Origin of the sequence: Limibacillus halophilus (assembly GCF_014191775.1) — a bacterium.
In the GTDB taxonomy this organism is placed as follows: domain Bacteria; phylum Pseudomonadota; class Alphaproteobacteria; order Kiloniellales; family CECT-8803; genus Limibacillus; species Limibacillus halophilus.
On the sequence record NZ_JACHXA010000011.1, the window covers coordinates 81,880 to 105,787 of the forward strand.

A 23,908-nucleotide genomic window follows, 5' to 3' on the forward strand; every position below is an offset into this window, starting at 1 on the left:
CCTATTCAGCAGGCACCCGCCGAATGCGCGCACCACAAGCCGCCAGCTTCTGCTCAACCCGCTCGTAACCCCGATCCAGATGATAGACCCGGTTGACCTCGCTTTGCCCTTCCGCACCCAGGGCCGCGATGACAAGGCTGACGGACGCCCGCAAGTCAGTGGCCATCACCGGCGCGCCCTTCAAGCGGCTGCGGCCACGCACCAGTGCCGTGCCGCCGTGGACCGTTATGTTGGCACCCATGCGCATGAGTTCCGGCACATGCATGAAGCGATTCTCGAAAATCGTTTCAGAAACCATCGAAGCGCCCTCGGCGGTGGCCATCAGTGCCATAAACTGGGCCTGCAAGTCGGTTGGAAAACCGGGATAGGCCTCGGTCATGACATCGACCCCCTGCAAGGGACCGTTGGCGCGCCGCGCACGCAGCCCCTCGTTGGTGGCTTCAATCTTCAAACCGGCGCTCTCCAACAAGGTGATGACCGACTTAAGGTGATCGGCTCGCGCGCCGCGCAAGTTCAGGTCGCCATCCGTCAGACCGGCCGCCATCAGGAAAGTGCCCGCTTCGATTCGATCGGGGATCACTCTGTGGGCCGCGCCGGACAGCCGGGAAACGCCGGTAATCGTCAGTTCCGAGGTGCCGATACCCGCGATCTTCGCGCCCATCTTTACCAGGCAGTCGGCCAGATCCACGACCTCGGGTTCGCTGGCCGCGCCAATCAAACGCGTCTGGCCCTCGGCGAGGCTCGCCGCCATCAACAAGTTCTCCGTCGCGCCGACGGAGATGATCGGCAGAACGATTTCCGCGCCTTTCAAGCCCTTGGGCGCGCGGGCCTTGATGTAGCCTTCCTCCAGGTCGATCTGCGCACCCAGGGCTTCCAACCCGCTCAGATGCAAGTCGACCGGACGCGTGCCGATGGCGCAACCGCCCGGCAGCGAAACCTCCGCATGCCCGAAGCGGGCCAGCAAAGGCCCCAGCACCAATACGCTTGCGCGCATTTTCCGAACCAGGTCGTAAGGAGCACAGGTATCGTTGACGCCGCCGCCGCATAAATCGAGCGTCCGCCCGTAGAGCGCGCCGTTTTCCTGGGCATCGCCGTTCATATGCAGCGTCACGCCCAGACCCTCGAGCAGATTCGCCAGCGTCGTGATGTCGGCGAGCTGCGGCAGGTTGGAAAGCGACAACGTCTCCTCGGTCAGAAGGCTGGCGGTCATGAGCGGCAGCGCGGCGTTCTTCGAACCGCTGACCACGATGTCCCCGATCAGGGGTTGGCCGCCTTCGATGATAATCTTGTCCATTGGTTACTTTGCTTTTCTATCTGTTAGCCGCCGCTTGGAACTTTTGGACCGCCTTTTTCATTCCGTCGGTCGCGGCTCAACCGGTCACAGCTTCGGTAGCGTAACGCCGCGCTGGCCCATGTACTTGCCCTGCCGGTCCTTGTAGGAAACCTCGCAAGGCGCCTCGCCCTTGAGGAACAGAAACTGACAGGCGCCCTCGTTGGCGTAAATCTTAGCGGGCAACGGCGTGGTGTTGGAAAACTCCAAGGTTACATGCCCTTCCCATTCCGGCTCCAGCGGCGTGACGTTGACGATGATACCACAGCGCGCATAGGTGCTCTTGCCCAGGCAGATCACCAGAACGTCGCGCGGAATTCGGAAGTATTCGACCGTGCGCGCCAGTGCGAAGGAGTTGGGCGGGATGATGCAGACATCACTGCTGCGTTCGACAAAACTCTGGTCCGAGAAATTCTTGGGGTCCACAACGGCATTATCGACGTTGGTGAAAATCTTGAACTCCGGCGCGACGCGGGCATCATAGCCATAGGAAGAAAGCCCGTAGGAGATCACGCCCTCGCGGCGCTGGTTTTCGACAAAAGGCTCGATCATGCCCTTGCCTTCGGCCATCTCACGGATCCATTTATCAGGCATGATCGCCATGGCTTGAATGCTCCATCCTCAGTCGGGGGCCATAGCGGCCCCAATTCCGTCCCACCGCGGTCACCACACCTGACGCGGCTCAGAAAACTTCGGCGAGCCTAGCAAAAGCGCCCGATTCTCTGCGCAAAAAAACGCCCACCACGGGAAATTACTAGCGCTTGATCCGCCGCCTTGGCCGCACAACTACCCGGCGTATGCGAGGGGTTCTAATGCTTCGCCGCTCCCGGCTCAAGCCCCAGCAATCCCGAAGTATTGGGCGGGGTTGCGCCGGTCCGGCCGTTCCACAGGCTTTTTGTGGCGCAGAAAGATGGCGTCAATAGGGCTGGATTCGCGCTTTATGAAGTCCCGACGGTCCGTCGGTTCCGGGTCTGACTAAGAAGCGCTTTTGGCGGAATCAGGGTTGTGGGCCTTGGCCTTTTCCCTGGCCTGTTCCTTTCGCCGTTTCAGGTTGGCGCGAAGAGCCGCCGCCTGACGCTCGGCGCGGGCTAGCTTCTGCTTGGCCTGACGCTCTTTGCCGGACTCGCCTTCGGCCTCGACACTGGGAGTACCTGCTTTCTTTTGTTCGCTCATGGGCCGACTATGCCCCGCGTACGACGCGACTTGCAAGACGGTCGATTGCCCCTTGCCTTTGAAAAGGTGCGGTGGCATGTTGCGCCCGCTTTCGGGGTCCAGCACCCCATCGCCTTCGCCGCCGTAGCTCAGGGGTAGAGCACTCCCTTGGTAAGGGAGAGGTCCACAGTTCAAATCTGTGCGGCGGCACCAGTTTTTCCCAGTGGTCAAGCAACCGGACAGACCGCGGCCCCCTGGCGCGTCAGCACCAGGATTGTTCCGCAGTCTCCTGCCGCGCCTTACTCTGCGGCTTTGGTATCGGCGCGTTGCGCGGGCAGCTTTCCGGTCAGGATGTAGGTCAATGCCTGGACCACCTGTTCCGGGTCCCGGGCCACCGCATGGGCGGCGGCATCGACTTCCTTGAGTGCGTGGTCATGTTCGCTGGGGTGCAGTGTAATGTAGGGCGTGCCCATGGCCGCCGCGTAGCCCGCGTCGAAAGCGGCGTTCCACTGCTTGTACTTCTCGCCAAAACGCACCACCACCATGTCCGCATCCTGAATCAATGTCTGGGTGCGGATCGCGTTCAACTGCGCGCCCTTGCGGTCGTGCCAGACCTTGTTCGGCTCGGCGCCGAAGATGGCCACGCCGCAGTCGTCGGAATCCTCATGCACCGTGACGGGCGCCGTCACATCGACCGGCAGACCCGCCGCCGCGATCCCATCGCTGATGCGCTCGCGCCAGTCCGAGTGAATCTCGCCCGAGAGGTAAACCGTCCAACGCCGCTCAGTCATCTTGCCGCATCCTTCCGTCTTCAAATCTGTCATTTTGACCCCTGTTTTTGCAGATTTGGGGCCAAGCGAGACGAACCATACCCTCCCGCCCGCCCAACCATCAACCGCCACACCAAAAAACAGCATTGATTTTCCCTGCGCTCCAGCGCGATATGGCGGCTTCAGGGTCGTGTTCTGTTCAATCAGACGTTTAGTCTTGGAGAGTTGAATGCTGCGGGTCTGTGTTATCCGAAAATTGTTAATCCTTGCGGCCATTATTTTGCCGCTTGCTGCCTGCACTTCGGCGAAAGTCGAACCGTTGAGCGAAAGCCCGCAGCAGGCGAGCGTGCCAAATGCGCCGGTCCTCTATCAGGAAGTCGCAATCGGCGACCTGACGGCGACGCGTGAGATTTGGAATCACTACCTGCCCTACCTGCGTGAAGGCATCGCAAAGGAGCTGGAGGAATCCGGAAAGTTCCAGCGGGTCCACGTCAGTTTGCCGGACCCGGCAGGTGAGCGTCTGCTGGTTCTTTCCGGTCAACTGACTACGATGGACGAGGGTAGCAAGGCTCTACGGTTTCTGATTGGCTTCGGGGCCGGTTCCACCACCGCCGCCGGAACTTTTGAGCTTGCGGATGGTGGCGGCTCTTTGGCCCGTTTTAATATCGAAACCGACTACGCCGGTGGAGCGGGAATTGGTGGCCTGGACATGATCAGCACCAACGAGCTTGTGCAGAAGCTGGGGGTCGATGCCGCCGAGGCAACTGTGCGCTGGTCACAGGGTAAAGGCCTGAAGCCGCCGACCAAGAACTGACAAGCATCCCCGACGGCATGACGGCGCTGCCCTTCTCATGGAAAAGCGGCGCCGTTATGATGCCCGCCAGACGGCACCCGGCACCTCGCATGCGGTCGCCGAGGAACGACAAGGGAAGGCCCCATGCAGATCACATCCGCGCTGCGGACTCTTTTCATCAATTTCGCCGTTCTGATCGGGTTGATTTTAGGACTCCTTTTCGTCACCGCGCTACTGGGTGACGGTTACAATCTGGCGAAGTCGTTGTTCCCGAAGGACGACAAACGCGCCGACCTGCCAAGCTACGAGGACCCTGAGTATGCCCGCCAGGTCTTCCGCGACCAGAAGGGCAGCATCAAGGATTACATCCCCTTTGTTGAATGGCGTCAGTCCGAGGTCAGCCGAGAAACGCTGACCATCGATGCCAGTGGCCGTCGCCAGCATGGCATCGGACGTGACAATGATGCCGGGGCCGCGACGCTGGGCGTGTTCGGCGGGTCGACCGTCTGGGGCACAGGCGTCGACGACAACGGCACCATTCCGGCACAGCTCGATGCCTTGACCGACAAGTACGAGGTGACGAATTACGGTGAGCGCGGTTACACGACGCTGCAAAACCTGATCGATCTCATGACCCTCATCAACGAACAGAGAGCGCCTGAAGTCGTTGTTTTCTATGAAGGTTTCAACGATGTCTGGGTTCATTGCAACTACGCGGTGACGGAGCACCTGAACGGCCATCTGGAGGAGCGCCGCATCCAGGCCGCACTCGATCGCACCGGCAAGGAGGATTACCTCTACAACACGATTTTGGTCCCGATCCTGGCCTTCGTCACGCGGATTTCCGGCGGTGGCGACGACAGCCACCTGTCAGGCTGCAGCGAGGACCCGCAGCGCGCCGATGCGGTCGCCGAGATGTTCGTACGCACTCTGGAGATGGCCGAAGTCCTGGTGCGTGCCAACGGCGGCCGGTTCCACGCCTTCTTGCAGCCTTCCGCCTATTTCGCAAACCCGCGCAGCGACTACCTGGACTTAGGCGATGCCGATCAGATTGCCCAGCGGGCCCAGTTCGCAGCCGTTTACCCGCTGATCCTTGAGAAGATGGCAGCCCGGGCGCATCCCTGGTTCAGCGATCTCAGCGGCGCTCTCGACAACGATCAGATGCTGTTGATCGATCACGTACACGTCACGCCGCTCGGCAACAGCTTACTGGCCGAGAAAATCAGCGCCGCGTTGAAATGACTTAGGCCGGGTCTCCGACCGCCCTACTCGTCACGCTCAATCACGATGGTGATGGTCTTGCGCAGCAAGTCGGAACCGGTCTCCGTCATGCGCTGAACGGAATGCAGAGAGTTGAAGGTCTTAACGAAGACCATGCACTGGTTCGGCACGAAAGGAACCGTTTCCAGCACCTCTATGCTCTCCCAGGGTATGACGCGGTTTTTCCAGTTGTAGGCATAACGCGGGTCGATTGCCCGGTTGACGTCGAGGCCACCGCCGATTTCCTCGCGCCAGTCATCCGGGCCGATCATCGACATGACGATCGTGATGACCTTGCGTTCGGCGTCGGTGTGGGGCGCCACTTCGCCACCATCGGCCTTGAGCACCGAAAACTCGAACCGGCTACGCAAGCGCATTGCCGGCTGCGGCAGACGACCCCGCAACAGAGATTTCCCCTGACGCTTGAGACGGGTTGGCCAGTCTTCGAACGCCTGATCCAGAGGCAAGTCAACGTGGTTGGCCCGGAGAAATTCCACGATGCTGCGGATGAAGGCTTCGCTTTTCACCCAGGCATGAACCCGGCCCCAGGCGGCGTTTTCCCGCAGAAAACGCTCGTAGTTCCGCCGCGCGAACTTCTCGGAAAGGCTGAGTTTGAAGGGATACTTGCCCAGCGGCTCGAAAAGCGCGATGTCGGGGAAGTTGGCCACCAGTTCGGCATACTGGCTCGCCTCCATCGCGGGACGGATCACCGCCAACGGATAAGGTTCGTAGCGCATCCGAACATTCTCAAATCTGAGCATGGCGCGTGACTCCCGGTATCCTAGTCCAGTTCAAACCGGTCCTTGTAGTCCTGCTTCAAGGCCGGGTCCTGGTCGTCCTTACTCAAAAACGCGTTACCGCACACCAGAACCTCGATATCCGTTCCCATGAAGCAACGGAAGGCGTCCGACGGCGTGCAGACGATCGGCTCGCCCCGCACGTTGAAGCTGGTATTAACCAGCACCGGACAACCCGTCGCCGCCTTGAAGGCCGACAAGAGCGCGTGATACTGCGGGTTGGTCTCCTGGTGGACGGTCTGTATGCGGGCCGAGAAATCGACGTGCGTGACAGCCGGAATCTCCGAGCGGGCCACATTCAACTTGTCGATACCGAACAGCGCCTCCTCCTCGGGGGTCATCTGACGCCGACGCTTTTCGACCACATCGGCCACCATCAGCATATAAGGGCTGTCGCAATCCAGTTCGAACCAGTCCTCCAGATCCTCACGCAGCACCGAGGGTGCGAAGGGCCGGAAGGATTCGCGGTACTTGACCTTGAGGTTCAGCAGCTTCTGCATGGTCGGTGACCGCGGATCGCCCAGTATGGAGCGATTGCCGAGCGCTCGGGGGCCAAACTCCATGCGTCCCTGCATCCAACCCACGGCCTTACCCTCGGTCAGGGCATCGGTGGTCCGTGCGATCACCTCCGAATCGCTGAGCGCGGTGAAAACCGCACCCGCGGCCGTCAGCTCGGTTTCAATCTGCTCCGGCGAGAAGGACGGCCCCAGATAGGAGCCGACCATGGCATCCAGCCCTTCGCGCGCCGGTCGCGCCAAACCAAAATGATCGTGATAACCGGCCAAGGCAGCCCCCAGGGCGCCGCCGGCATCGCCCGCGGCCGGCTGCACCCAGATCCGGTCGAACTGGCCGGAGCGCTGGAGCTTACCGTTGGCAACGCAATTGAGAGCCACCCCGCCCGCAAGGCACAGGTTTTTGATCCCGGTCTCCTTGGCCAGCGCTGTCGCCATGCACATGACGGCGATTTCAGTCACCTCTTGGATCGACGCCGCAAGGTCCATGTGGTGTTGCGTCAGCAGTTCCTCGGGCCCGCGTGGCGGGCCGCCGAACAGCCTGTCGAAACGGCTGTTCGTCATGGTGAGGCCCGTGCAGAAATCAAAGTAACTGAGGTCCAGCTTGAAGGAGCCATCCTCGCGGATATCGATGATGTTATCGAGAATGGTTTGGGTGAAGGTTGGGCGGCCATAAGGCGCCAAGCCCATCACCTTGTACTCTCCGGAATTGACCTTGAAGCCGGTGTAGTAGGTAAAGGCCGAATAAAGAAGACCCAGGGAATGCGGGAAGCGAATCTCCCGCTCGATCGTCAGGCTGTCGCCCCGACCGACACCCAGCGACGTGGTCGCCCACTCGCCGACGCCATCCATGGTCAACACCAGCGCCTCGTCGAAGGGCGACGGATAATAGGCGCTGGCCGCATGGCTTTGATGATGCTCGGCAAACAGCAACTTAGAACGCCAATCCACATCTTCGGCGATCTCGCCCAGTTTTTCCACCATCAGGCGCTTCAGGAAAAGCTTCTCCTTCAGCCATAAGGGCATGGCCTTAAGAAAGGAGGTAAACCCGCGTGGTGCGAACATCAGGTAGGTTTCGATCAGGCGCTCGAACTTGATGAAGGGCTTTTCGTAGAAAACCACGTGATCGATATCCGCGGCACTGATCCCAGCTTCGGTCAGGCAGTAGGAAATAGCATGATGCGGAAAATCATCATCGTGTTTCTTGCGTGTAAACCGCTCTTCCTGTGCCGCCGATATGATGCGGCCATCCTCAACCAGCGCGGCGGCGCTGTCGTGGTAGAAGGCGGAAATCCCAAGAATACGCATGGGGCCTAGAATATCGTGTAGATGAAGGGTGCGACAGCCGAGCCCTTGGCCAAGATCACGAGACCGCCCAGCAAAAGAGCCATGACGATGATCGGCATCAACCAAAACTTGCGGCGCGCCCGCATGAATGCCCAGAGCTCTTTTATGAAAGACATGAAGTGTCCCTAATCCTAGAACTGATTTGTCATGGAACCTTGGTCAACGTCTTCTTTTGCACGGATGATCCAGTAACTGGTTTCACCCGGTCGCTTGCGAAGCCGCAATAGATCGCTGCCGAATAGCCGCATCGCCAGTCCCATCGGCGTGAAGACGACAAAAAACAGCAGGCCCATGACCAGGGGATTGACGATCCGGTGTAAAAGCAGACCGAACTTGAGCCACAGCAGATTCATGGTCCGCAGGCACAGGGGCGCAACGCACGCTGCCAGCAAGAAACCCGACGAAACAACGAATGCCGCTATGGACCACGGGCCGAGACCGCCGCTGTAAAGCAGCCACGCGCCCAGGAGCGCGAAAACAACCGCAAAGGTTATGCCAAAGGACTTTTCCGAGGGCGCCTTCGTGTCGTCGCGATCAGTCGTATACTCGTGATGCCCTTTGCGCGCCACGGTCCCATTCCTCAGCAGATCGGTGTTGGCGCTATGTCTTTGCATAACGCCGCTAGACTGACAACGGAATTCTATCGCGAGGCCAGGGGGGATTCTATGCGCGCGCCACGGGCAGGCGGTGATCGAACGGCGACACCCGGTTATTAAAGAAACTCCACGCTTGCCGCCACGAAGTGCAACCCGGCAGCCAATAAAACCATGGCGTGCCAGACGGCATTGTGAAAGGGCAGCCGCCTCAGGCTGTGCACTCCCGCCCCCAGGGAATAGACGATACCGCCCGCTGCCAGGAGCCATAGGGTCTGAGATGAGATGGCGGCGATCAGCGGCTCTACCACGACCAATGCCAACCATCCCATTGCAAGATACAGAAGGAGCGAGAGGCGTTCGAAGCGTCTCGGGAACAGCAGTTTGAGCACAACGCCGAGAAACGCCGTCGTCCAAAGGGCACCCAAGAGCAAGACACCCGCCTCTCCGCCAAGGCTCGCAGCCGCGTAAGGCGTGTAAGATCCTGCGATCATCACGAAGATTACCGCGTGATCGATCCGCCGGAGCCATTCCTTGCGCGGCCCCGGAGTCGCCAGATTATATGCCGCTGAGGCACAAAATGTTGAAACCAGCCCGAAACAGTAAACGGTAAGACTCGCCGTCACCGTCACGTCCATGAGGTGCGACGATTTGATCAGCATCCAAGCGGAAGCGATGATCGAGGCTGCGACGCCTATCCAGTGAACTCCAGCGTCAGCCTTGCGTTCACGGACGGAATAGTTGGGAAAGTCAAAGGCATCTCCGCCTGTTTCCCTGCATCTTGGCGGCCCAACTACGCGCGCCATGCCGTTAAAATCCCAAGCTGTTAATGTTTTTTAACCGAGCGATTGTTGCAGTCCTGCGAGATCGGCATAGAGTTAAATCTAGCTTCTCAATCTCACGTCGCCTACGCCCCGCCAGCGGTTGCTCGCGGGGCACTTTTTTTGCGCCGGGGTTCGATTAGCGAAGCGGTTCCAGGATAGAGCAGTAATTCGCGACAGCCGCGCCACCCATGTTGAAGATTCCGGCAAGCTTGGGATTGGCAAGTTGCATGTCGCCCGCCGTGCCGGTCAACTGCATCGACGCCATGATGTGCATGGAAACGCCGGTCGCACCGATCGGATGACCCTTGGACTTCAACCCCCCGGATACATTCACCGGCAATTTACCGTCTTTTTGGGTCCAACCTTCTAGTACGGCCCTGGCGCCCTGTCCCTCGGGCGTCAGTCCCATAGCCTCATACTCCAGCAACTCGGCAATGGTAAAACAGTCGTGCGTTTCCACGAAGCTGAGATCATTCAAGGTCAGCTTGGCCTCACCCAATGCCTTTTTCCAAGCCATCTCACAACCTTCGAACTTGACGATGTCGCGCCGGCTCATCGGCAGGAAGTCGTTGACTTGCGCCGCTGATCTGAACACCACGGCCTTGCGCATCGACAGGGCTGTGTCGACATCGGTCAGCACCACAGCCGCCGCGCCGTCGGAAACCAGGGAGCAGTCGGTGCGCTTCAAGGGGCCTGCAACCAGCGGGTTCTTATCGGAAATTTCACGACAGAACTCGACGCTCAGATCCTTGCGCATCTGCGCCAAAGGGTTGGCGCAACCGTTCTTGTGGTTCTTAGAGGCTATAGCGGCCAACGCGTCGCTTTGATCGCCGTGCCGCTGAAAATACTGCTGTGCGATGCGCCCGAAAACACCCGCGAAACCGCCTTCGATATCGGCTTCCTCCTTGAGGTAGGAGGCTTTGAGCAAGGTGTTGCCGATCTCCGGACCGGATATGCCAGTCATCTTTTCAACACCGACCACCAGTACGAAACGCGCTTTTTTGGCGCCAATCGACTTCATACCCTGGTGAATGGCGGCCGAGCCCGTCGCACAGGCGTTTTCAACCCGCGTTGCAGGCTTGAACCGAAAGCGGTCATCGAACTGAAGGACCAAAGAGGAAGGAAACCCTTGCGGTGAAAAACCTTCGTTGAAATTGCCAACGACGATTTCGTCAACGTCATCGGGCGAGATACCGGCATCGTCAAGGGCGGCCAGCGCCACTTTTCCGATCAGGTCCTCGACATCCAGGCCGTCGTGTTTTCCAAACGGCGTATGGCTCCAACCTACGATGCAGGCAGTCATGCTTCCTCCTTGCGCTGCCGTCCTCGAACGGCGGTGCGATCAAACTTCGCTTCGACGTCTTGGAGTCGAAGATGGTCCAACAAAGTCGATACCGCAAGTGCGAAGGTGACGCGGAGGAATCCTAAAAACGTTCCTGCCCATGCTCGCGTACCGGGTCCGGAAAGTCGCGATATAGAGCGAAGGTTACATTTTTCACCAAGCGGTTGACCTCGAAGTGCAGCCCCTCGACCGGGTCGCGTCTGGAAGCCACTTCGTTGAAGGCTTCGTCCAACTGCGCCAACCCGGCCACCTCCATCATCAGATGGAACTCGCCCAGGTGTGAGGGGCCCAGGCCCAGCTTGCGACGCATCAAACGCCAACCGACGATCAGCCCATCTTCCTCCAAGGCTCCCAGATAGGCATCCAGCGCTTCGACGAAGTCCAGATCGGATACGCCTTCCTTCAGATCGAACCATCCGTTGTAGATGTTCATGGATCCCGCCCTCCCGCTACAGAGTCTCCTGAAACCTTATCGGTTCGCCAATCGGCGCGCCAAGCAGCGAGCCTTCGCGCATCACGACATGGCCGCGCACGATGGTCATGACAGGCCAACCTTTGATCGCCTTGCCTTCAAACGGGGACCAGCCGCATTTGCTGGCCAACCAATCCGGTTCAATGGTTCGATTCGCCTTGAGATCGACCACTGTGAAGTCGGCATCGTAACCCAGGGCGATACGGCCTTTTCCCGCAATATTGAAAATCCTGTTTGCTCCCGCGCTGGTAAGATCGATCAGGCGTTGCAAGGTCAGGCGCCCGGCATTGAAATGATCCAGTAAGAGCGGCAAGAGCGTTTGCACGCCGGGCATCCCCGATGGCGAACGCGGATAGTCGCGTTGTTTCTCCTCCAGCGTATGCGGCGCGTGATCCGACCCGATCACATCCACGACCCCGTCCCGCACCGCCTGCCAAAGCGCCTCGCGATGACGCGCTTCCCGGATGGGGGGGTTCATTTGGGCAAGGCTGCCCCATTCTTCGTAGCATTCCGGCGCCGCCAAGGTGAGGTGTTGAGGTGTCGCCTCCATGGTCGCCAGGTCCTTGTTGGCGGCCAGCAGCGGAATCTCTTCAGCCGTCGAAATATGGAGCACGTGAATTTTGCGCCCCGCCTTACGCGCGAGGCGTAAAATCCGGTCCGTCGCCAAACGCGCCGCTTCAACATCGCGCCACTCGGGGTGCAACGATACCGGTCCGCCGTCGCGTACAAGCGCCATGCGCTCGCGCAACCGCGCTTCGTCCTCGGCATGGATCGAGACCCGGCGACGCCCGGACTTGAGCACCTTCAGCAACGCCTCGTCATCTTCCACCAACAGGCTTCCCGTCGATGACCCCATGAAAATCTTGATGCCGCAACAGCCCGGTAGGAGTTCAAGCTCGGCCAGGGCGTGAGCATTTTCCTCCGATGACCCCATGAAAAAGGCATGATCCACCCAGGTCCGTCCCTTGGCGCGCGCCAGCTTGTTCGCAAGGTCGTCCGCCGTCAGGGTCGAGGGGTTCGTGTTCGGCATTTCGAAGACGCCGGTCACCCCGCCCAGAGCGGCGGCCCGGGTACCGCTTTCCAAGTCTTCCTTATGCTCGAGTCCCGGCTCACGAAAGTGTACCTGGCTATCGATCACACCCGGAAGTACGGTCAACCCTCCAAGGTCCAGGCATTCGGCGCCATCGGCGTCGATCTTGCCGAGGCCTGCGATTCGTCCGTTGCTGACTCCGACGGATATCTTCTCCAATCCGTTCGGCGTAGCGACTTCCGCCCCTTTTAAAACGAGATCGAACACTTGCGACATACTGCATCTCCCGGTAACCGTTGGCCTCTCGGTTTTAGCTGATCCGAGCGGACCAAACCAGGAAGATAGCTGAAGCATTGAATTAAATGGCCTCGCATCCGAACGCTCAACTCCCTAAATGGCGTTAATCGCGCGTAGCCGTGCAAGAAGGACCGGAAACATATCGATGAATATCTGGCTTGCGATAGCCTTATTAAGCGCGTTTGTCGCTGGCTTGTTTATACTGACGGGATTGCGTCGACGTGCCGCAACCGATTCTGACCGCGCGACCCATGAGCTGGAAGTCCACCGGGCACAGCTTCGTGAACTGGAGCGAGACTTCGAACGTGGCCTGATCGATCGGCAGGAGTTCACCGCAGCGACTACGGAAATTAGTAGGAAGATTTTGAAGACCGAAGAGCAAAACAAGAAGCAGGCGCACAAACGAGACCCTAATTTGGTACCGATCTGGGGTCTGGTTGCGCTGGGGCTTGCCATCCCTATGGCGAGTCTCGCGCTCTATTTGCTGATCGGGAATCCGAGCGTCCCGGGTCGCCCCTATGCCGAACGGCAAAAGGAACTGTTGGCCATTGCCGAGCAACAGAAGTCGCTGCAACCGGTCATCGACCTGGAGACCCGCCTCACCGCCCAGGTGGAAGAAACGCCGGGTGATGCGGAGGCTTGGTATAACCTGGGACAAACGCGGGTCCAACTGGGCCGCTACAGCGACGCCAGTGACGCCTTGCGCCGCGCCCTGCAACTCGATCAAAGCCAGGCGCGCTACCATGCAGGTATGGCTGAAGCGCTGATCCTGGCCAACGAAGGCACCATTGTTCCCGGAGCCAAGCGGGCTTTGGAGAAGGCCCTTGAAATCGACCCCAACGACCATCGGGCCAGATTCTTTTTCGCCATACTTCTCTCGCGAGAGGGTCAGGGTGAGGCTGCACTAACGGAACTGATGAGCTTGCTGAACGAAGCACCGGCGGACGCTGCCTGGCGACCCGGCGTGCTTGCCGCTGCGCAGGAACTAGCGGCCGAGTTGGATCGCGAGCTGCCGAGTGCCCTGATGGCCACGCCCCAAGGGCAGCCAGAAGACGGCCTTGCCGGATTGGATGAAGATCAGCGCCAAATGATCAATGACATGGTCGAGGGTTTGGCGGCTCGTTTGGAGGCGCAACCGGATGACGCGGAGGGCTGGCAACGGTTGGGACAGGCCTATACCGTCCTCGGTAAACCGGTCAATTCCGCGCAAGCCTATTCACGGGCTGCGGACCTGTTGTCCGACGACGTCGGGGCACAGAGTCAGGCCGCCATGGCATGGGTCAAGGCTACTGGTCGCGGCCAGAATTTACCGCACAGCGTACAGACCTATTTTGAGCGCGCCCTGGCACTGGACCCAGATTCGATCGATGCGTTGTTCTTCCTGGGCGAAGTGGCACGCCAGCGCGACGACGGCGTTGCAGCGCGCACCTACTGGACCAGATTGTTGCCATTGTTGCCGCCGGATTCGGAAGTTCGCGCCTTCGTGACGGCGCAATTGGACCTTTTATCCCCCTGATCCTGATACCAAGTCCTGTTACGATGACCGATAGGAGATTGTGTGAATGGCACCTTGCTACCGTCACCTGGAGAATCGCGCCGCCCTCAAGATAGAAGGCGAGGATCGCAAGAATCTGCTGCAAGGTCTGATTAGCAACGATGCTCTGACTCTCGGCCGCGACCGCGCGGTTTGGGCCGCGCTATTGACCCCCCAGGGTAAGTTTCTTCACGAATTTTGCCTGGTGGAACAAGGAGAAACACTATTCCTGGAAGGTGAAGCTGAGCGCCTGCCCGACCTGACCAGAAGACTTACGCTCTACAAACTGCGATCGAAAGTCACCCTTACACCGGCGCCCGAGCTCGCCGTGGTTGCCCTATTCGGAGCGGACGCCAATGAGAAGGCCGCCTTACCGAAAATAGCCGGCGCCGCCAAACCGGTTTTCGACGGCATCGCCTTTGCGGACCCGCGCCTGCCGGACCTGGGGCTGCGCGCCCTTCTCCCTCGGAATTCCTTCGCAGCAACGCTCGAATCTGCAGGCTTTGAGCCCGAGCAGCCCGGAGCCTACGAACGGCTTCGAATCGGCTTGGGCATACCCGACGGGTCGCGGGATCTGGAGATAGAGAAGACGACGCTGATGGAGGCCGGTTTCGATGAGCTGGGCGGTATCGACTGGAAAAAGGGTTGCTTCATCGGCCAGGAACTAACCGCTCGGATGCGTTACCGTGGCCTCGTAAAGCGACGGCTTGTACCCGTGGTTTTCAAAGGCCCGCCCCCCCAACCGGGAAGCGAAATTACCCAAGGTGACAAGGTTGTCGGCGAACTGCGTTCACAGGACAATTTGGGGGCTATTGCTCTGCTGCGGCTGGAAGCACTCGACGAGACGCCGCACCCAAGCACGCCACTGCAATCAGGGTCGACGACCATCATTCCATCCGTGCCAAGCTGGATGCGGCTGCCCAAGGTCTGATGGCCGGAGTGGCGCACGCCGAAAGCCCGTCTTGAGGCGACCGCCTTGACCGGGTTAATCTCCTCCGATGACAGGTACGGGATTCAACAGCAAGGCTGTACTGGCGTTGTTCGGCTTAGGCCTTCTGGCTTCGGCTTGCAGCGGATCGCGGCAGTACCGCGATGTCGAGGGCATCTCGTTTTTGACCTACGAGACGGTCGGCGGCGTGACCTATGGTGTCGGGCGGGACAGGCGCCAGGATAACCGCTTTTACGTCAGCAGCCGGGATCAGGGAAAAGGCGTCGCCGAAGACATGCGAACCGCGGTGCGGCGGGTCTATCGTTGTCAAACGACGAACCTAACCCATCTGGCGGAAGATCAGAGCTCGGCGGAGATGACCGCAACCTTTTGTCGTGGGCGATAGCGGGTAAAGTAAGCCGCTAAACCGGTGCGCTACGCACCTTGGCCGAAAGCTCCGCAAGACGTCCGAAGGGCGAGGCCCCGACCGGCAAGTCGGGCAGTCCAAGGCGACGCAAGCCTTCGCGACCGAAACGTTCCCGCAACGCTTCCACCAGCCACTGGCGCGCTTGCGATTCGCGCCGACGGGTCAGACGGCTTGATTCATTTAGCCATTCCCAGTGCTTTACCAGCACGGCCAGTAAGCTATCCACGCCGTCGCCGCTTTGGGCAGAAACGCCCAGCACTTCCACGGGCCACGCGTCTTCCACGCCATCGTCCGCCAAACTGAGCGCGCCCTTCAGATCGGCGAGCGCCTTGCGGGCGTTGGGGCCGCTGTCGGACTTGGTGACCACGGCTACGTCAGGAATCTCCATGATTCCCGCTTTCATGAACTGCAAAGCATCTCCCGAACCCGGCTGCACGCAAAACACCACGCTATCGGCGACCTCGGCGACATCGGTTTCCGATTGCCCGACCCCGACGGTCTCGACCAGCACGACATCATAGAGCGCTCGCATCAACACCATGGCCGCGAGGGTTAGTTCCGCCAATCCTCCCAGGCGGTCGCGCGCCGCCATGGAGCGCACGAAAACTTGATCGTCGGTCGGATCGGTCGCAACACGCGTTCGATCGCCGAGCAAAGCGCCGCCGGAACGGCGCGAAGAAGGGTCAACGGCGATGACAGCCACGCTCTGGCCCGCGGCACGAAGTCGGCCGATGAGCGCACCCGCCAGCGTGGATTTACCGACGCCTGGCGGCCCCGTGAGACCAATAACCCGCGCCTGGGATGCGCGGTAGGCCTCATCGAGCAGTGCGACATTCTTCGCGTCCTCGGGCTTGCGCTCAAGCAGAGCCAAAGCCCGTGCAAGGCCCGCTTTTCCTTCTTTTCTGATCTCTTCTAGGGTCAAGGTAAACCTCTTTGCTCCTCTTCGGCCGATAACAGATTGCACGCAGTAGAACGCGCTGTGAAGACTCTAGGAGTCGCAAATTTACTCAAAACGCTTGCACCGCCCGCGCTGCTGAGGCAAACCAGCGGCGAGCAAACTCAAGCGGACGGTTCGGCCGGGCTCCGCATGACGCCGACGTAGCTCAAATGGTAGAGCAACCGCCTTGTAAGCGGTAGGTTGCAGGTTCAAGTCCTGCCGTCGGCACCACCTCCCATTAACCTTTTGTTAACCATTTACCGCCTAATTAGCGGCAAGCCCTGACGGACAAAAAACAATTCCGCTGGGCACTACGGATATCTACTGGGGGGTTCAAATGTGGAAGTCTTTCCTGCGGAAAGACGAGGGTGCCAGCCTTGTCGAGGAATCTTTGGTCATCGGCTTGATGGCCATTGCCGCCACCATCATTCTCACGTCCATCGCAAGTTTCACCGCCGCGACCTGGCGCGAAGCTCATGATTCTTTGAAGGCCTCGCCTAGCCACGCGGCCGCGTCCAATCCTTCCGACGGCGACAGCGGTGCCAGTGTGGGCGGCGGCACCCCCGGTAGTGGAAGTCCAGGTGGCGCGGCAGGCTCGTCTCCCGGAGATTCATCAAGCACGCCAGGAAGCGGTCAAGACGGCGGTGAGGAAGGTCTGGGCGGCCAGAACGGCCAGTTTGAATTCGACACCGACTGACGGCAAACCTCAGCGGACCAAAGGGATCAGCTCGGTCGATCCATAGAGAAAACTTGCTCGACCACGGCATAATCCATGTAGCCCAGTCGCGCGATCGGCTTATAGCGAGTCACGTCCAGCAACCCTTTCTCGTCAATCATCGCGTCGTCGATGTGGACCGCCACGACCTCTCCGAACACAACGAAGTTCCCATTGTCCGGATCGTTTGAGGGCAACTCCAGGGTTTGCAGATACCGGCATTCCAAATGCACCGGCGAAGCCTTGACCCGAGGTGGCTTTACCAGCCGCGACGGCACCATCTCCAAGCCGGCGAAGGCTGCCTCGTCTTCGCCGGCCGGTAAGGACGCGGAGGTCTTGTTCATTGCATCGCGCAAATCCCAGGTCGCCATATTGCAGACGAACTCGCCGGTTTCCTCGGCGTTGGCCTGACTGTCCTTGACGCCAACCTCGCGTGAACGCCCGCTGGATGCGAAGAACACGGTCGGCGGAGAATCCGACACGGCATTGAAGAAACTGTAGGGCGCTAGATTGATGCGCCCCTGACCATCCAATGTGGTGATCCAACCGATCGGGCGCGGCGCGACAATCGCCTTGAAGGGATTGTAGGGTAACCCTGCGGCTTTATGCTGACCTGCCTCGTAGTACATGGGCCGAACTTACTCCAGCATTCCTGTCAAACGTCGCGCTCGGCTTTCTGCAGCGCCGCCTGTGCCGCGGCCAAGCGGGCGATCGGCACGCGGAATGGCGAGCAAGAAACATAGTCCAGCCCAACCCCATGACAGAAGCGAACCGAGGCGGGGTCGCCGCCGTGTTCACCGCAGATTCCCAGTTTGATGGTTTCGCGCGTCCGGCGGCCTCGCTCGGCGGCCATGGCCACCAACTGGCCGACGCCGTCCTGATCGAGCGAAACGAAAGGATCTTGCTCCAGGATACCGCGCGCCTCGTAGGCGGGCAGGAAGTTTCCGGCATCGTCTCGCGACAGGCCAAAAGTAGTTTGCGTCAAATCGTTGGTGCCGAATGAAAAGAACTCAGCATCCTTGGCGATCCGGTCCGCGAGGAGACAGGCGCGCGGCAATTCGATCATGGTGCCCACCAAATACTCCAGCCGCTCGCCGGTTTCATTGAAGACAGCTTCCGCCACGTCTCGCACCAATGCCGTAAGGCGAGTCAGCTCGGCCTCCATGGACACCAGCGGGATCATGACTTCGACCAACGGTGCCTCGCCGGATTCCTTCTGCACCGCGACTGCGGCCTCGAAGATGGCGCGGGCCTGCATCTCGTAGATTTCGGGGTACGTGATGGCCAGCCGGCAACCCCGATGGCCCAGCATAGGGTTCATCTCGGCCAGTTTGATGACACGGTCGCGCAACAACTCTACGGAAACGCCCGCTGCTTCGGCCACTTCCGAGAACTCCGACTCTTCGCGCGGCAAGAACTCGTGCAAGGGTGGGTCGAGCAACCGGATAGTGACCGGCAGGCCACGCATGATCTTGAATATCTCAACGAAGTCCTGTCGCTGCATGGGGAGCAACTTCGCCAGTGCCTTGCGGCGACCCTCGGTCTGCTCTGCCAGAATCATTTCCCGAACCGCGACGATGCGCGTGGCATCGAAGAACATGTGCTCAGTCCGGCAAAGGCCGATCCCCTCCGCACCGAAACCAATCGCCGTGCGGCAGTCCGTTGGCGTCTCGGCATTAGTCCTGACCTTCAGGGTGCGGATGCCATCGGCCCAGGTCATCAGCGTTGCGAAATCACCGGACAGTTCCGGTTGGATCGTCTGCACAGCACCCTGGTAAATCTCACCGGAACTGCCATCAATCGTGATGATATCGCCCGCCTTTAGTTCGATATCGCGCACGCGGATCGTGCCGTTGCGATAATCGACCCGCAGTTCGCCCGCGCCGGCAACACACGCCCGGCCCATGCCGCGTGCCACCACGGCCGCGTGACTGGTCATGCCGCCGCGCGTCGTCAGAATGCCTTTGGCCGCATGCATCCCGTGAATGTCTTCCGGGCTGGTTTCCACCCGGCAGAGGATGACGGCTTCGCCCGCCTGGGCGCGCTTTTCGGCTTCATCGGCAGAGAAAACGATGATCCCGGAGGCCGCACCCGGCGATGCGGGAAGCCCGCGCGCCACGATCACCCGCTCAGCATTTGGGTCCAGCGTCGGATGCAATAGTTGATCGAGCTGCAGAGGATCGATGCGCTGCACCGCTTCTTCGCGCGTGATCAAGCCGTCGGCAACCATATCCACCGCGATCTTGAGCGCCGCCGGCGTCGTGCGTTTCCCGCCGCGGGTCTGCAGCATGTAGAGCTTGCCGGATTGAACGGTGAACTCGATATCCTGCATATCACGGTAGTGCCGTTCCAGGCGTTCGCGCACTGCTAGCAACTGGCCGAAGACCTCCGGCATGACTTCTTCCATCGACGGCAGGTCGCCGCCGCTTTCCTCGCGCGCGGCCTTGGTCAACGACTGCGGCGTGCGAATACCGGCCACCACGTCCTCGCCCTGGGCGTTGACCAGATACTCGCCGTAAAAGTAATTCCGGCCCGTGGAGGGATCGCGGGTAAAGGCCACACCGGTCGCGCAATCATCGCCCATGTTACCGAAAACCATGGCCTGGACATTGACCGCAGTGCCCCAGTCCTCGGGCACCCCATGCAGCCGGCGATAGGTGATAGCGCGTTGGTTCATCCAAGAGCCAAAGACCGCTTCAATGGCACCCCACAGCTGTTCCTTCGGGTCTTGCGGGAAGGCCTTGCCGTGCTCTTCTTCAACCCTCTCCTTGTACTGGACGATGATGCGCTGCCAGTCCTCGGCGTTCAGCTCGGTATCCAGCGAAACGCCTTTTTCCTCTTTCTCGAGCTCCAGTATCTCTTCGAAATTGTGGTGATCCACGCCCAGCACAACGTTCGAGTACATCTGAATGAACCGGCGATAGCTGTCATAGGCGAACCGCGGGTCGCCGGAACGGCTTGCCAAGCCCTCGACGGTCGCATCGTTGAGGCCCAGGTTGAGTACCGTATCCATCATGCCGGGCATGGAAACGCGGGCACCGGAGCGAACCGATACCAGCAACGGGTTCTTCGCATCGCCGAACAAGGCGCCGACTTCCGCTTCCACCTTTGCCAAGGCCTGGGCCAACTCGTCCGCCAGGCTGTCCGGATAGCTGTGACCGTGCTGATTGAAGTAGGTGCAAACCTCGGTGGTGATGGTAAAACCCGGCGGCACCGGCAGCCCCAGAGCCGACATCTCGGCCAGGTTGGCGCCCTTGCCGCCCAGAAGATTACGCAAATCCGCTTTGCCGTCGGCCGTACCGCCGCCGAAGCTGTAGACCCACTTGGTCATTGATCTTTCCCTATCCCTCGATCATCGAAAAATCAGCCACCCGATCCAGAATGGCCTTGATGGAAGTCAGCAAGCGCAGGCGATTGGCGCGCAGGTCGCCATCCTCGGCATTCACTGTCACTTTCTCGAAAAACGCATCGACCGGGCCGCGCAAGGCAGCCAGAGCGTCCATCGCGCCGCCAAAGTCTTCCGCCGCCAGCGCTTTGTCCGCCGCCGAACCCGCCTCGCGAATAGCCTCGTAGAGCGCCTTTTCCTCAAGCTCGACCAGCTTCGATTTGGCAGGCGCATCACTGAACTGGATGTCGTCCTTCTTTTCCTCGATACGGACGATGTTGGCGGCGCGACGATAGGCGATCAGCAGATTGCTGCCGGCATCGCTCTCGATGAAGGCACTGAGCGCCCGCACCCGGTCCACCAGACGCACGAAGTCGTCCTCACCCAGAGCAAAGACCGCGGCAATAAGGTCATGACGAACCCCCTGGTCGCGCAAGGCGACCTTCAGCCGGTCGGCGAAGAAGGTCAGCAGGTCCTGTCTGATCTGTGCCGAATCACTATTGCTCCCAATGCCTCGATGCGCCGTCTCGAAGACTTGCAACAGACCCAGACGAAGTCTGTTCTCGAGGATCAGGCGGATGACGCCCAGCGCGGCGCGGCGCAGCGCATAGGGGTCTTTCGAGCCCGTGGGCTTCTCGTCGATGGCCCAGAACCCGACCAGGGTATCGATCTTGTCGGCCAGGGCCACGCAGACCGAGGTCGGCGCGCTGGGGCAACGGTCGCCGGGCCCCAGCGGCGCATAATGCTCGGCGATGGCGTCGGCCACGTCGGCGTGCTCACCGTCCGCCAGCGCGTAATAGCGGCCAATGGTGCCCTGCAGTTCGGGAAACTCGCCCACCATGCCGGTCGTGAGATCGGCCTTGGCCAGACGGGCGGCCGAGCGCACCCGGTCCACATCGGCGTCCGGGACCAACCTGGCCAGCGAGACACCCAGCGCCGTTACCCGATCAACCTTGTCTTCCACCGTGCCGAGTTTGGCATGGAACACCACCTGCTTGAGATCGCCCTCACGGGATTCCAGCGTCCGCCTGCGGTCCTGATCCCAGAAGAAGCGGGCGTCCGACAGGCGCGGGCGTAGTACCCGTTCGTTGCCGGCGATGATGTTGGCACGGCGCGTCGTTCCCGCGAAGGCTTCCATGTCGGAGACCAGCAGGAATCGCGGCGCAAGGCTGCCGTCGGCGTTTTCCAGCGCGAAGTATTTCTGGTGCGCGCGCATTGACGTCGTCAACACTTCGGGCGGCAGGTCCATGAAGGCTTCATCAATTTTGCCCATCAGCGTATTGGGCCACTCGACCAAGCCAGCCACCTCATCAAGCAGCGCTTCGTCCTGCCGGACCCTTAGCCCCTCTGCAGTCGCGATCTCGGCTGCCTGATCGGCAATCACCTTGCGGCGCACCGCCGGATCAAGGACTACCTTGGCATTGGCCAGTTTCTCCACATAGTCCTCGAAGGAGGACACGGTGAAAGGTTCGGGCGCCAGGAAGCGGTGGCCGCTCGTGCTGGCGGAGAAGTCCAACTTGCTATCGCCCAGATCAAGCGCGCCCTTCAAGGGCTCACCACCAAATATTGCCAGGACTCCATGCAGAGGCCGAACCCAGCGGAACTGATTTTCGCCCCAACGCATGGATTTCGGCCAGGGCAAAGCGCGCAGAGTCGACTCCAGAATTTCGGTCAGCACGTCGGCTGTATCGCGGCCTTTGATCTTTCGAATGGCGAACCAGAATTTGCCTTTCTCGGTTTCGCGCAGCTCCGCCTCGTCGAGAGAGGTCAGGCCATTGCCCTTAAGGAACCCCTCGATCGCCTTCTCGGGCGCGCCTTCGCGCGGGCCGCGCCGCTCCTCGGTTACATCCGGTTGGCGATCCGGAAGACCAAACACTGCCAGCGTCAAGCGGCGCGGTGTCGAATAACTGGCGATACCGCTATGGGACAGCCCAGCCTTCTTCAGCGACTCTTCGAAAAGGCGCTTCAGGTCGTCGGCGGCACGCCCCTGCATGCGCGCCGGTATTTCCTCGGACAGCAGCTCCAGCAGCAAATCAGACATTGGCTGCCTCCGCTGGCTCGTTGCCGGCGACCCCCACCCATGCCTCGCAACACCCTTTTGCCAAGGCCCGCACCCGGCCGATGTAGGCCTGGCGTTCCGTGACCGAGATGACGCCCCGCGCATCCAACAAATTAAAAAGATGGCTGGCCTTCATGCATTGGTCATAAGCAGGCAGCGCCAGCTTGGCCGAGAGCAAATTAGCGCATTCCGCCTCGGCGTCCGTGAAGTGGCGAAACAACGCTTCGGTGGTCGCGTGCTCGAAGTTAAAGGCGGAGAATTCCTGCTCGGCGCGCAGGAAGACATCGCCATAGGTTTTGCCGCCCTTATCCGCCGGAAGGCCGTCCCAATCGAGGTCGTAGACGTTCTCCACGCCCTGCACGTACATGGCCAGACGCTCCAGTCCATAGGTCAACTCGACCGGAACCGGATCGCAATCAATGCCGCCCACCTGTTGGAAATAGGTGAATTGCGTCACCTCCATGCCGTCGCACCAGACCTCCCAACCCAGACCCCAGGCCCCCAGCGTCGGGCTTTCCCAGTCGTCCTCGACGAAGCGGATATCATGCTCCAGCGGATCGATACCAAGCTCGCGAAGACTACCGAGATAGAGTTCCTGGCAGTCCGACGGCGAGGGCTTCAATAGAACCTGAAACTGATAGTAATGCTGCAGGCGATTGGGGTTTTCTCCATAGCGGCCGTCGGTCGGCCTGCGGGACGGCTGGACATAAGCACAGTTCCAGAAACGATCCGGGCCCAGGCTGCGCAGAGTCGTCGCGGGATGAAAGGTTCCCGCGCCAACCTCCATGTCGTAGGGCTGCAAGATGACGCAACCGCGATCGGCCCAATAATTCTGGAGCTTGAGGATGAGGCGTTGGAAGCAACGCTGCGGATCCACAATCTTCTTCGTTTTGGGTTCTGGGTCCCTGGCGGTCATGAAAAGGCCTGTCGCTCAATCTTGTTGCACTGCCGAAATGCGCTGCACCTTAGCCAGCGAACCGTGGGGAATCAACAAGCCGAATCAATAGGGGCAATCGCCGCGTCCACAGTTCCTGCTTACCCCCTTGTAACCGTGCGCCGGAACGTAGGCGCCACAGGTTGAACATTCGACCATTTCCTCAGCCTCAATCGCCTCGGCCCGCCCAGCGGAGTCGGCACCCGGCTTGGCTTTCGCGGACCGTCGGGAACCACCCCATGCCTGCCGGCCGGCAGCCTTGGCACGGTCGCGCCAGGAAGGGCTGCCAGCGGCCGCTTTCCTGGCTTCCTTGCGTTGATCGAATGCGCCTTGGCGATCACGCTCCGTCTTGATCCGGTTGGCCACACGGAACCCGTACCAGACCGCAGCGATGATCCCGGCCAGGACGATGAGTTTCTGGAAAGAAAAACTGAACAACATGGGTCAAGGTTTATGAGGCTAGCCGGACG

Annotated in this window: 24 protein-coding genes and 2 tRNA genes; 8 read left to right on the forward strand and 18 right to left on the reverse strand. The window is 60.3% G+C overall.

Going from position 1 to position 23,908, the window contains the following annotated elements; genetic code table 11:
* Position 1: 1 nt before the first annotated feature.
* From murA to FHR98_RS15855, 3 genes are all read right to left on the reverse strand, one after another.
* Entirely contained in the window at positions 2-1,294 is a 1,293-nt protein-coding gene (gene murA, locus FHR98_RS15845) for a UDP-N-acetylglucosamine 1-carboxyvinyltransferase (RefSeq protein WP_183417714.1), read from the reverse strand.
* 84 nt (positions 1,295-1,378) lie between these two features.
* Positions 1,379-1,933 (reverse strand): dCTP deaminase, encoded by a 555-nt coding sequence (gene dcd, locus FHR98_RS15850; RefSeq protein WP_183417715.1) that lies wholly within the window; start codon positions 1,931-1,933, stop codon positions 1,379-1,381.
* A gap of 372 nt (positions 1,934-2,305) precedes the next feature.
* Positions 2,306-2,503 carry a hypothetical protein gene (locus FHR98_RS15855; protein ID WP_183417716.1) on the reverse strand — a complete coding sequence of 66 codons (198 nt, stop codon included), beginning with the start codon at positions 2,501-2,503 and terminating at the stop codon, positions 2,306-2,308.
* Between the two features lie 117 nt (positions 2,504-2,620).
* Between FHR98_RS15855 and FHR98_RS15860 the strand changes: the two genes are divergently transcribed.
* Positions 2,621-2,695 (forward strand) — tRNA-Thr (locus FHR98_RS15860).
* A gap of 86 nt (positions 2,696-2,781) precedes the next feature.
* On the opposite strand, the gene FHR98_RS15865 is transcribed toward FHR98_RS15860, so the two are convergent.
* Positions 2,782-3,306, reverse strand: a complete 525-nt coding sequence (locus FHR98_RS15865) for a YtoQ family protein (protein ID WP_246377938.1) — start codon at positions 3,304-3,306, stop codon at positions 2,782-2,784.
* 175 nt (positions 3,307-3,481) lie between these two features.
* Here FHR98_RS15865 and FHR98_RS15870 point away from each other — a divergent pair, with 175 nt between their 5' ends.
* Together FHR98_RS15870 and FHR98_RS15875 are read left to right on the forward strand one after the other, a co-directional pair.
* Complete coding sequence (locus FHR98_RS15870; RefSeq protein ID WP_183417717.1) at positions 3,482-4,066, forward strand: DUF4410 domain-containing protein; 585 nt, start codon at positions 3,482-3,484, stop codon at positions 4,064-4,066.
* Positions 4,067-4,189: 123 nt separating this feature from the next.
* Positions 4,190-5,287: an SGNH/GDSL hydrolase family protein gene (locus FHR98_RS15875; RefSeq protein ID WP_183417718.1), complete on the forward strand. Its 1,098-nt coding sequence runs from the start codon at positions 4,190-4,192 to the stop codon at positions 5,285-5,287.
* Positions 5,288-5,310: 23 nt separating this feature from the next.
* On the opposite strand, the gene FHR98_RS15880 is transcribed toward FHR98_RS15875, so the two are convergent.
* The 8 genes from FHR98_RS15880 to FHR98_RS15915 form a co-directional block, all read right to left on the reverse strand.
* Complete coding sequence (locus FHR98_RS15880; protein ID WP_183417719.1) at positions 5,311-6,066, reverse strand: hypothetical protein; 756 nt, start codon at positions 6,064-6,066, stop codon at positions 5,311-5,313.
* A 20-nt stretch (positions 6,067-6,086) separates the two neighbouring features.
* Positions 6,087-7,922: a carbamoyltransferase family protein gene (locus FHR98_RS15885; RefSeq protein WP_183417720.1), complete on the reverse strand. Its 1,836-nt coding sequence runs from the start codon at positions 7,920-7,922 to the stop codon at positions 6,087-6,089.
* A 5-nt stretch (positions 7,923-7,927) separates the two neighbouring features.
* Entirely contained in the window at positions 7,928-8,077 is a 150-nt protein-coding gene (locus tag FHR98_RS15890) for a DUF5989 family protein (protein WP_183417721.1), read from the reverse strand.
* Positions 8,078-8,092: 15 nt separating this feature from the next.
* A complete protein-coding gene (locus FHR98_RS15895) occupies positions 8,093-8,575 on the reverse strand; it encodes an SxtJ family membrane protein (RefSeq protein ID WP_183417722.1) in 483 nt (160 codons plus the stop codon).
* Between the two features lie 98 nt (positions 8,576-8,673).
* Positions 8,674-9,360, reverse strand: coding sequence for a PAQR family membrane homeostasis protein TrhA (gene trhA / locus FHR98_RS15900; RefSeq protein WP_183417723.1), 687 nt, complete (start codon positions 9,358-9,360; stop codon positions 8,674-8,676).
* 154 nt (positions 9,361-9,514) lie between these two features.
* Positions 9,515-10,681: an acetyl-CoA acetyltransferase gene (locus FHR98_RS15905; protein WP_183417724.1), complete on the reverse strand. Its 1,167-nt coding sequence runs from the start codon at positions 10,679-10,681 to the stop codon at positions 9,515-9,517.
* Positions 10,682-10,802: 121 nt separating this feature from the next.
* On the reverse strand, positions 10,803-11,153 hold the full coding sequence (locus FHR98_RS15910) for a DUF6614 family protein (RefSeq protein WP_183417725.1): 351 nt from the start codon (positions 11,151-11,153) through the stop codon (positions 10,803-10,805).
* Between the two features lie 16 nt (positions 11,154-11,169).
* On the reverse strand, positions 11,170-12,498 hold the full coding sequence (locus FHR98_RS15915) for a dihydroorotase (RefSeq protein ID WP_183417726.1): 1,329 nt from the start codon (positions 12,496-12,498) through the stop codon (positions 11,170-11,172).
* 166 nt (positions 12,499-12,664) lie between these two features.
* Here FHR98_RS15915 and ccmI point away from each other — a divergent pair, with 166 nt between their 5' ends.
* From ccmI to FHR98_RS15930, 3 genes are all read left to right on the forward strand, one after another.
* Entirely contained in the window at positions 12,665-14,035 is a 1,371-nt protein-coding gene (ccmI, locus tag FHR98_RS15920) for a c-type cytochrome biogenesis protein CcmI (protein ID WP_183417727.1), read from the forward strand.
* Positions 14,036-14,081: 46 nt separating this feature from the next.
* Positions 14,082-14,984: a CAF17-like 4Fe-4S cluster assembly/insertion protein YgfZ gene (gene ygfZ, locus FHR98_RS15925; RefSeq protein ID WP_183417728.1), complete on the forward strand. Its 903-nt coding sequence runs from the start codon at positions 14,082-14,084 to the stop codon at positions 14,982-14,984.
* Positions 14,985-15,051: 67 nt separating this feature from the next.
* Entirely contained in the window at positions 15,052-15,387 is a 336-nt protein-coding gene (locus tag FHR98_RS15930) for a hypothetical protein (protein ID WP_183417729.1), read from the forward strand.
* A 16-nt stretch (positions 15,388-15,403) separates the two neighbouring features.
* Here FHR98_RS15930 and meaB read toward each other — a convergent pair whose 3' ends face one another.
* A complete protein-coding gene (meaB, locus tag FHR98_RS15935) occupies positions 15,404-16,330 on the reverse strand; it encodes a methylmalonyl Co-A mutase-associated GTPase MeaB (protein ID WP_183417730.1) in 927 nt (308 codons plus the stop codon).
* A 170-nt stretch (positions 16,331-16,500) separates the two neighbouring features.
* Here meaB and FHR98_RS15940 point away from each other — a divergent pair.
* Positions 16,501-16,576, forward strand: a tRNA-Thr gene (locus FHR98_RS15940).
* A 106-nt stretch (positions 16,577-16,682) separates the two neighbouring features.
* Positions 16,683-17,042 carry a hypothetical protein gene (locus FHR98_RS15945; protein ID WP_183417731.1) on the forward strand — a complete coding sequence of 120 codons (360 nt, stop codon included), beginning with the start codon at positions 16,683-16,685 and terminating at the stop codon, positions 17,040-17,042.
* Positions 17,043-17,068: 26 nt separating this feature from the next.
* Here FHR98_RS15945 and FHR98_RS15950 read toward each other — a convergent pair whose 3' ends face one another.
* From FHR98_RS15950 to FHR98_RS15970, 5 genes are all read right to left on the reverse strand, one after another.
* Positions 17,069-17,689 carry a flavin reductase family protein gene (locus FHR98_RS15950; RefSeq protein WP_183417732.1) on the reverse strand — a complete coding sequence of 207 codons (621 nt, stop codon included), beginning with the start codon at positions 17,687-17,689 and terminating at the stop codon, positions 17,069-17,071.
* A 26-nt stretch (positions 17,690-17,715) separates the two neighbouring features.
* Complete coding sequence (gene ppdK, locus FHR98_RS15955; protein WP_183417733.1) at positions 17,716-20,391, reverse strand: pyruvate, phosphate dikinase; 2,676 nt, start codon at positions 20,389-20,391, stop codon at positions 17,716-17,718.
* Between the two features lie 10 nt (positions 20,392-20,401).
* The gene (glyS, locus tag FHR98_RS15960; RefSeq protein ID WP_183417734.1) at positions 20,402-22,486 is read right to left on the reverse strand and encodes a glycine--tRNA ligase subunit beta; all 2,085 of its coding nucleotides are present in this window, start codon (positions 22,484-22,486) and stop codon (positions 20,402-20,404) included.
* A complete protein-coding gene (locus tag FHR98_RS15965; protein WP_183417735.1) occupies positions 22,479-23,420 on the reverse strand; it encodes a glycine--tRNA ligase subunit alpha in 942 nt (313 codons plus the stop codon). The genes glyS and FHR98_RS15965 overlap by 8 nt, the downstream gene beginning before the upstream one ends.
* A gap of 84 nt (positions 23,421-23,504) precedes the next feature.
* A complete protein-coding gene (locus FHR98_RS15970; protein ID WP_183417736.1) occupies positions 23,505-23,879 on the reverse strand; it encodes a hypothetical protein in 375 nt (124 codons plus the stop codon).
* Positions 23,880-23,908 lie beyond the last annotated feature (29 nt).

Excerpts from the sequence above, each read along its gene's own strand:
- murA (WP_183417714.1), bottom strand. The coding sequence starts at position 1,294 with ATGGACAAGATTATCATCGAAGGCGGCCAACCCCTGATCGGGGACATC.
- FHR98_RS15865 (WP_246377938.1), bottom strand. The coding sequence starts at position 3,306 with ATGACAGATTTGAAGACGGAAGGATGCGGCAAGATGACTGAGCGGCGT.
- trhA (WP_183417723.1), bottom strand. The coding sequence starts at position 9,360 with ATGGCGCGCGTAGTTGGGCCGCCAAGATGCAGGGAAACAGGCGGAGAT.
- FHR98_RS15930 (WP_183417729.1), top strand. The coding sequence starts at position 15,052 with ATGACAGGTACGGGATTCAACAGCAAGGCTGTACTGGCGTTGTTCGGC.
- FHR98_RS15855 (WP_183417716.1), bottom strand. The coding sequence starts at position 2,503 with ATGAGCGAACAAAAGAAAGCAGGTACTCCCAGTGTCGAGGCCGAAGGC.
- FHR98_RS15910 (WP_183417725.1), bottom strand. The coding sequence starts at position 11,153 with ATGAACATCTACAACGGATGGTTCGATCTGAAGGAAGGCGTATCCGAT.
- dcd (WP_183417715.1), bottom strand. The coding sequence starts at position 1,933 with ATGGCGATCATGCCTGATAAATGGATCCGTGAGATGGCCGAAGGCAAG.
- FHR98_RS15965 (WP_183417735.1), bottom strand. The coding sequence starts at position 23,420 with ATGACCGCCAGGGACCCAGAACCCAAAACGAAGAAGATTGTGGATCCG.
- FHR98_RS15895 (WP_183417722.1), bottom strand. The coding sequence starts at position 8,575 with ATGCAAAGACATAGCGCCAACACCGATCTGCTGAGGAATGGGACCGTG.
- glyS (WP_183417734.1), bottom strand. The coding sequence starts at position 22,486 with ATGTCTGATTTGCTGCTGGAGCTGCTGTCCGAGGAAATACCGGCGCGC.
- FHR98_RS15950 (WP_183417732.1), bottom strand. The coding sequence starts at position 17,689 with ATGTACTACGAGGCAGGTCAGCATAAAGCCGCAGGGTTACCCTACAAT.
- ccmI (WP_183417727.1), top strand. The coding sequence starts at position 12,665 with ATGAATATCTGGCTTGCGATAGCCTTATTAAGCGCGTTTGTCGCTGGC.
- FHR98_RS15915 (WP_183417726.1), bottom strand. The coding sequence starts at position 12,498 with ATGTCGCAAGTGTTCGATCTCGTTTTAAAAGGGGCGGAAGTCGCTACG.
- FHR98_RS15905 (WP_183417724.1), bottom strand. The coding sequence starts at position 10,681 with ATGACTGCCTGCATCGTAGGTTGGAGCCATACGCCGTTTGGAAAACAC.
- FHR98_RS15880 (WP_183417719.1), bottom strand. The coding sequence starts at position 6,066 with ATGCTCAGATTTGAGAATGTTCGGATGCGCTACGAACCTTATCCGTTG.
- ygfZ (WP_183417728.1), top strand. The coding sequence starts at position 14,082 with ATGGCACCTTGCTACCGTCACCTGGAGAATCGCGCCGCCCTCAAGATA.
- FHR98_RS15885 (WP_183417720.1), bottom strand. The coding sequence starts at position 7,922 with ATGCGTATTCTTGGGATTTCCGCCTTCTACCACGACAGCGCCGCCGCG.
- FHR98_RS15890 (WP_183417721.1), bottom strand. The coding sequence starts at position 8,077 with ATGTCTTTCATAAAAGAGCTCTGGGCATTCATGCGGGCGCGCCGCAAG.
- FHR98_RS15875 (WP_183417718.1), top strand. The coding sequence starts at position 4,190 with ATGCAGATCACATCCGCGCTGCGGACTCTTTTCATCAATTTCGCCGTT.
- FHR98_RS15970 (WP_183417736.1), bottom strand. The coding sequence starts at position 23,879 with ATGTTGTTCAGTTTTTCTTTCCAGAAACTCATCGTCCTGGCCGGGATC.
- FHR98_RS15870 (WP_183417717.1), top strand. The coding sequence starts at position 3,482 with ATGCTGCGGGTCTGTGTTATCCGAAAATTGTTAATCCTTGCGGCCATT.
- FHR98_RS15945 (WP_183417731.1), top strand. The coding sequence starts at position 16,683 with ATGTGGAAGTCTTTCCTGCGGAAAGACGAGGGTGCCAGCCTTGTCGAG.
- ppdK (WP_183417733.1), bottom strand. The coding sequence starts at position 20,391 with ATGACCAAGTGGGTCTACAGCTTCGGCGGCGGTACGGCCGACGGCAAA.